This is a genomic window from ANME-2 cluster archaeon (assembly GCA_019429385.1).
Taxonomy (GTDB): Archaea; Halobacteriota; Methanosarcinia; order Methanosarcinales; family Methanocomedenaceae; genus Methanocomedens_B.
Window position 1 is genome coordinate 70,730 of the sequence record JAHYIS010000007.1, and the last position, 6,681, is coordinate 77,410.

Annotated in this window: 5 protein-coding genes; 1 reads left to right on the forward strand and 4 read right to left on the reverse strand. The window is 48.9% G+C overall.

The annotated features are described in order from the left end of the window. Positions 1-168: 168 nt before the first annotated feature. Positions 169-3,597: a DNA polymerase II large subunit gene (locus K0A89_04310; protein MBW6517709.1), complete on the forward strand. Its 3,429-nt coding sequence runs from the start codon at positions 169-171 to the stop codon at positions 3,595-3,597. A 1-nt stretch (position 3,598) separates the two neighbouring features. On the opposite strand, the gene K0A89_04315 is transcribed toward K0A89_04310, so the two are convergent. From K0A89_04315 to K0A89_04330, 4 genes are all read right to left on the reverse strand, one after another. Next, positions 3,599-3,835 carry a hypothetical protein gene (locus K0A89_04315; GenBank protein MBW6517710.1) on the reverse strand — a complete coding sequence of 79 codons (237 nt, stop codon included), beginning with the start codon at positions 3,833-3,835 and terminating at the stop codon, positions 3,599-3,601. A gap of 46 nt (positions 3,836-3,881) precedes the next feature. Next, entirely contained in the window at positions 3,882-4,844 is a 963-nt protein-coding gene (locus tag K0A89_04320) for a hypothetical protein (protein ID MBW6517711.1), read from the reverse strand. Beyond that, positions 4,841-5,761: an ABC transporter ATP-binding protein gene (locus K0A89_04325; GenBank protein MBW6517712.1), complete on the reverse strand. Its 921-nt coding sequence runs from the start codon at positions 5,759-5,761 to the stop codon at positions 4,841-4,843. The genes K0A89_04320 and K0A89_04325 overlap by 4 nt, the downstream gene beginning before the upstream one ends. Before the next feature lie 319 nt (positions 5,762-6,080). Beyond that, positions 6,081-6,680, reverse strand: a complete 600-nt coding sequence (locus K0A89_04330; GenBank protein MBW6517713.1) for a CRISPR locus-related DNA-binding protein — start codon at positions 6,678-6,680, stop codon at positions 6,081-6,083. Position 6,681: the final 1 nt, after the last annotated feature.

Below are 6,681 nucleotides of genomic sequence, written 5' to 3' on the forward strand. Positions count from 1 at the left end.
TTTTTGTTATAATATAAATAGTTAATTCGAATAATAATATTTAATTCAAGTTACTATAAGTAGCTTATCGAATTTAACAGTTTTGTTATATATTTCCCCAGTGTTACATCTTGTAATATACTGTTATTTACCATGAAATCAATTCCCCATACCTAAAATGAGGTCCTTATGAAAGAAATAGCTGCAAGCAAGAGTATGCAACAATATTTCATGTCAATGGAGTCAAAACTCGATTCCGCCATTGAGATTGCAGCCAGGGCCAGGAGCAAAGGACTGGACCCAAAACCTACTATTGAGATACCCCTGGCACAGGACCTGGCAGACAGAGTGGAAAAACTTATCGGTTTAGAGGGAGTGGCCCCCCGTATCAGGGAACTGGAACTGAATATGAGCCGGGAAGAGGCAGCGCTTCATATCGGTGTGGATGTAGCCACGGGCAAGATACAGCCCTTTAAATCAGATACCCAGGCACTGGATGCCGCTGTCAGGGTGTCGGTGGCGATGCTTACCGAAGGTGTGGTGGCGGCACCCATTGAAGGTATTGACAGGGTGGACATCGAGACCAATACTGATGGTTCCCGGTTTGTCAGGATATATTATGCAGGACCTATCAGGAGCGCCGGTGGTACTGCACAGGCACTTTCAGTCCTTGTAGCCGATTTTGTCAGGCGCAGCATGGATATTGGACGGTACATACCCACCAGGAACGAAGTTGACAGGTATGTGGAAGAAGTACAGTTATACAGACGCGTGGCAAGCCTGCAATATACTCCCAGCGAGGACGAGATCCGCCTTATTGTGGAGAACTGTCCTGTTTGCATTGACGGGGAGCCTACCGAAGATGCAGAAGTGGATGGTCACAGGGACCTGCCACGTATCCCCACGAACAGGGTCAGGGGCGGGATGTGCCTGGTTATGGCCGAAGGTCTGGCCTTAAAAGCACCGAAAATAAAAAAACACGTTACCAATCTCAACCTGGATGGCTGGGACTGGCTGGATACGTTCATGAGCGGCGGGAAAAAAGACGATGACGCAGATGATAGCGATGGTGTCAAGGTCAAACCGAAAGACAAATACCTGCAGGACCTGATAGCCGGCAGGCCCGTGTTCTCCTATCCTTCCAGGCCGGGGGGGTTCAGGTTACGGTACGGCCGCAGCAGGAATACCAGTTTTGCCGGCGGAGGGGTAAGCCCTGCCACCATGGTACTGATGGATGATTTCCTGGCTCCGGGTACCCAGGTAAAAGTGGAACGACCTGGCAAAGCACTGGGAATAGCCCCTGTGGACAGCCTGGAAGGTCCGACCGTACGGTTGTTCAACGGTAACGTGCTCAGGGTGGATTCCATGGAACAGGCCCGCCAGGTAAGGAGTTCCGTATCACAGATACTGGATATCGGCGAATTGCTGATAAACTACGGAGATTTCCTTGAGAACAATCACCTGCTGATCCCTTCATCATACTGTTTTGAATGGTGGGTACAGGAACTGGAGAAGGCAGCAGCAACGACGGGGAATAATATACGGTATGAAGAATCTGAACTCAGAAGGCCTTCCGGCGCTATGGCACTGGAGCTATCTGATACATTCCAGGTCCCGCTTCATCCCCAGTACACCTACCTCTGGCACGATGTCACGTCACAGGATATCCTCACACTTTCAACCTATGTGGAACACAACGCAACATTTGAGAATGCAGAACTGGTACTTCCCGTCGATAAAACTATCAAATACCTGCTGGAAATACTGCTTGTCCAGCACCGGGTACACAATGACAGGGTTCATATCGACCAGCCAGGACCGCTGGTCCGGTGCCTGGGCCTTGACGGGTCCTTACATCGTGTCAGGAATGCTTCCATTGACGAAAAACCAGACCCGATGGATATGGTAAACCACCTGAGCGGGCTCATAATCAGGATGCGGGCACCGTACCGTATCGGTTCACGAATGGGCCGTCCTGAAAAATCTGATAAGCGAGAGATGAAACCCGCTCCTAACGTGCTGTTCCCTGTGGGTGATGCAGGAGGGCGCAAACGTTCTATGATAGAAGCGAAGAGCTATTCAAAATCATTCAAGGAAAACGTGGGTACCTTTGAGGTGGAGATCGATACCAGGAAATGTACCAGATGCGGAGCGGCAACCTTCAGGCGTTCCTGTCCTGACTGTGGCAGTCCCACCCGGGCAAAATTGCATTGCCCTGTATGCAATATTGAGGTGGGTGAGCCGGAATGTCCCAAATGCGGACTTGCAACCACATCGGCTAATAAACTTACTATTAATTTCAAGGATGAATATCTCAGGGCATTTGAGAACATTGGCGAGCGGGATAACCTGGCAAGTTTCAAGGGTGTGCTCGGGCTGACATCCAGGAACAAGACGCCGGAACCTATTGAAAAAGGGATATTGCGCGCCAGGCATGAGGTGGTCACTTTCAAGGACGGTACCGTGCGTTACGATATGTCAGACCTGCCCCTGACCCATATAAGACCTGCTGAGATCGGTACTGATGTGCAGACCATGCACCGGCTCGGATACACGGTTGATATGGATGGGAATGAACTTATGACCACCTCACAGGTTTTGGAACTGAAAGTGCAGGATCTGGTAGTTTCCTATCACTGCGGTGAATATCTGCTCAAAGCTGCCTGTTTCATTGATGACCTGCTGGTGAAATTCTATGGTCTTGAGCCTTACTACAATGCCAGCACAGTGAACGATCTTGTGGGGACATTGCTTATAGGGCTGGCGCCCCATACTTCCGCAGGTGTACTGGGACGGCTGGTAGGTTTTACCAGGGCTTCGGTAGGCTGGGCACATCCTTTCTTCCATGCTGCCAAACGCCGGAACTGTGACGGGGACGAGGATTGTGTCATGCTGCTGATGGACGGGCTGTTGAACTTCTCCCGCTCGTACCTGCCAGATAAACGGGGCGGCCAGATGGATGCACCCCTGGTACTCACTACCCGTATCGACCCCAGTGAAGTCGACAAGGAGGCCCATAATATTGACGTACTTCGCCGTTATCCCCTTGAGTTCTATGAAGCCACCCTGCAGTATGTTAATCCAAAAGACCTGGAAAAGGTCATGGATACGGTGACTGGCAGGCTGGGTACACCCGGACAATATGATGGCTGGGGTTTTACTCATGACACATCAGACATTGCAATGGGACCTGCCAACAGCGCCTACAAGACCCTTGACTCCATGATCGATAAAATGACGGCACAGCTTGAACTTGCCCGGAAGATACGGGCCGTGGATGAGCGTGATGTTGCAGAGCGGGTAATAAAATTCCATTTCCTGCCTGACCTTATCGGTAACCTGAGGGCGTTCTCAAGACAGAAGGTGCGGTGTGTGAAATGTAATAAGAAATTCAGGCGCCCGCCACTGTTAGGGAAATGTCCCAAGTGCAATGGCAAGATCGTACTGACCGTGCATGAGGGGTCGGTCAAGAAATATATGGAAGTGTCGCTCAAGATCGCAGACGAATATGAAGTGAGCGATTACACCAAACAGAGACTTGAACTCCTGAAACTGGAGATCAGGTCGCTGTTCGAGAGTGATGTTTCAAAACAGTTGGGACTTGCAGATTTTATGTGAATTATTCATGTCCAAGGGAATTGGCATCTGCAAATTTTATTAATGCTTCACCGAGTTCCCTGGTATATTTCGGGTTCAGGTTGAACCGTCCACGTTTCTGGCCACTGCGCTCTTTGGCTATCTCCACATATTCCTTGTCAAATCGCTCACTGGTGGCAAGGGTGATGGTCATGTACCATCCACCGCTCATCTTTATCTCTAAATAATCCTTAGCATCGTCATTGGCTGAATCAGTCATTTCAATATCCTCTCATAGGTGTTCACCTCTGGAATGGCGAACAGGGTCAATATTCTATGTCCTGCCTAATAAAGACTAGTATGCCAATTACCGTGAATACTGCGGCAGCTGCAAGTTGAATCCCTGCATACTGGATGAGCAGGATACTCTCATTGCCGTACAATACAATGAGATCCAGGGTGAATGGGGATAGCAGGGTCAGGGTCTCGATCAAAGAATAGGTCTTTCCACCGGTCATTGCGAAGGCCGGGAGTAATAACCACAGTGTAGCAAGCGCCACAGCCAGTGTGGTAAATTTTCGTGAAAGGCTTACTGCTGATTCATCTTCTCGCTTTAAAGCTGATACCAGGCTGCCCAGTGAGGTGAACAGTATGGTTGTGCACAGGGTCATTATCACCATATTGAACAGCAGGCTCCGGAATATTGGTTGCATGGCTGCCATATCAGGGGCCCTGAAAACCGAAGTCCATATCCAGTACACGCCCAGGAACATGATGACTGTCATTGGCAGGGTGGTCAGATAGGCTGCCTTTAATTTTGCGAGATAAATAGCGGGCCTGGTGTTGGTTGTGCTGGCAGCGATATAGAGCGTTCTGCTTTCCTTTTCCCGGGATAACGTGGATGCAGCATTCTTTATTCCCAGGCGTGATACCATATTGATACCAACAAGGATTGAGATAATAATGATCAGGGTTACTCCCAGTTGTGCCGGTATGACAATAGTGGGTGCTTCGGCTCTTGTTGCTGAAGCAAATGTACTCATCCCGAATATAAAGGTAAAAATTAACAAATCGACAAGCGGTGCATCCCCGATCTCCATTCCACCTAATATCTCAGAAGTATCCATACCTTGAGCGCTATAGTCCTGAATGGATATGCCATACAGTGACATTCCGAAGATCAGTATAACTATAATGTATGAAGCACGGGTACGGCGGGATATCAAATATTTGAATTCCTGCCAGGTGAGGTATATAAATCCGAATAACATGCTAAAAAGACCATTCATGTTCTATCGCCACCTGATGCAAGCTTGATGAATATCTCTTCCAGTGATATCCTGCTGGGTCTTGCCTCCACGATCTCGGTGAAGATGGCTGCCATGCGTATGACCTCGGGAATGTCCTTCTCCGGGTCGTTCACGCTGGCCACCACCCGGTCTTTTTCCACTTCGGCCGAAGTTACCCGGCTCATCTGTTGAAGTTCGGCAGCAAGGTACGATAATTGTGCCGGGTCCCGGGGTTTTATTTCCACACTGACCTTTCCCACCTTTTGCCTGAGTGAGTCGATGTTGTCCTCGATGAGGGTCCGGCCTTGCTGCAAAATGGTGACACTGGTACATAGTTCATCAACAGTGTACAGGTCATGGTCCGATACCAGCACGGTCTTGTCTTCCAGACCAAGGATAGTGTCCTTGAACTGCCGCCGCACCACTGGGTCAAGTCCTGACATAGGCTCGTCCAGCAGCAATACCGGCGGGTCTGCCACCATTGCCAGGGCAAGTGCCACGCGTTTTTTCATGCCAGTGGAGAAACGGGATATTTTCTGGTTCTGCACCATTGCGAGGTCCAGTTGTTTTATGACTGTATTTACCCGGTCTGTTGCCCGTGCCCTGCTCAGTCCTGAGAGTCTGGCATAGGACATGATCTCTTCCTGGGCTGTGAGGTATTCATGGAGCCTGGGAGTTTCCGGGACCACTCCTATCTGCTGGCGTATGGCCCGTCCCTTTCTCAGGGGTATACCGCCGATGCTTACCTCTCCCTTAGTGGGCCGGACAAGGGTGGACAGAATCTTGAGGGTGGTACTCTTGCCTGCGCCGTTGGGTCCGATGAGGCCGTGTATGGTACCTTCGGAAACGTGCAGACTGGCGTCGTTGAGTGCCAGCATCCTGCCGTATTTTTTGAAAAGGCCGTCTGCGGTTATCACATTAAATCCCAATATTTGTATAAAGATGGGGTGTTAAATAGTTTTGTGTGAATTGAGATTTTTAAAGAATGAGCGTTTTCAAATAACAATGGTTCCCTTTAACATTGTGTGGTAACATCACTAATCAAGATATATTGTTAAACATAGAATCGCATTGTCTGAATCAATGAACAGGATTAACAGGATTGACGGGATATGAAAGTGACTCGCTGCATCCTGTAAATCCTGTTAATCCCGTCTAATATTTACCCACTCGATGTTGGAGAGAAACTCTTTTTTGCTATGGTTTAAGTGAATAGGTGAAGCAGGTGTGGTGGGTTCAAATCACCGCAATTTTACCTGCATCTGTGATGGTATATCCGTCCTCACCTTTGATGTATCCTATTGCCTTGAGTTCCCGCAGGTGGTTGTATGCCATGCCTTTTGAGATGCCGACACCTATGGCTATTTCCTGGACTGAGCTCACTCCTGACTTGATATGTTCGAGGATTATCTTCTTCGTGTCAGAGATGTTGAAGCTGAGTATAGGAAAGTCTATGATGAAGTTGTCTTCTTCGGTCACATAGACGATGCGTTTTACCATGTCGCTTCGTGTGTATGCGCCAAAGAGTGCCCCGAATGCCTGCGGTTTTCGGCCGCCTGAGACGTTAATCATGACCTGGTTGCCCTGTGCGTTTTCTTCTTCTATGAGGTTTGCTACGTCCTGCGCGACACGGACCGGGTCATAGAGGGAAGTGTTCTTTTTCTGGATATCTATTATCTTGCCAAAAGTGTCTTCCATGGTCTGTTCAGAGCGAATCTTTTTTTCGGCTGTGCCTTCTTCTGTAAGGAGGATGAGTTTTGATGGGGAAAGGCGGGTTACACAGACTATGACTGGTTCGAGAGTGTAGATTGTGGAGATGAGTGTGAGATTGGTCATT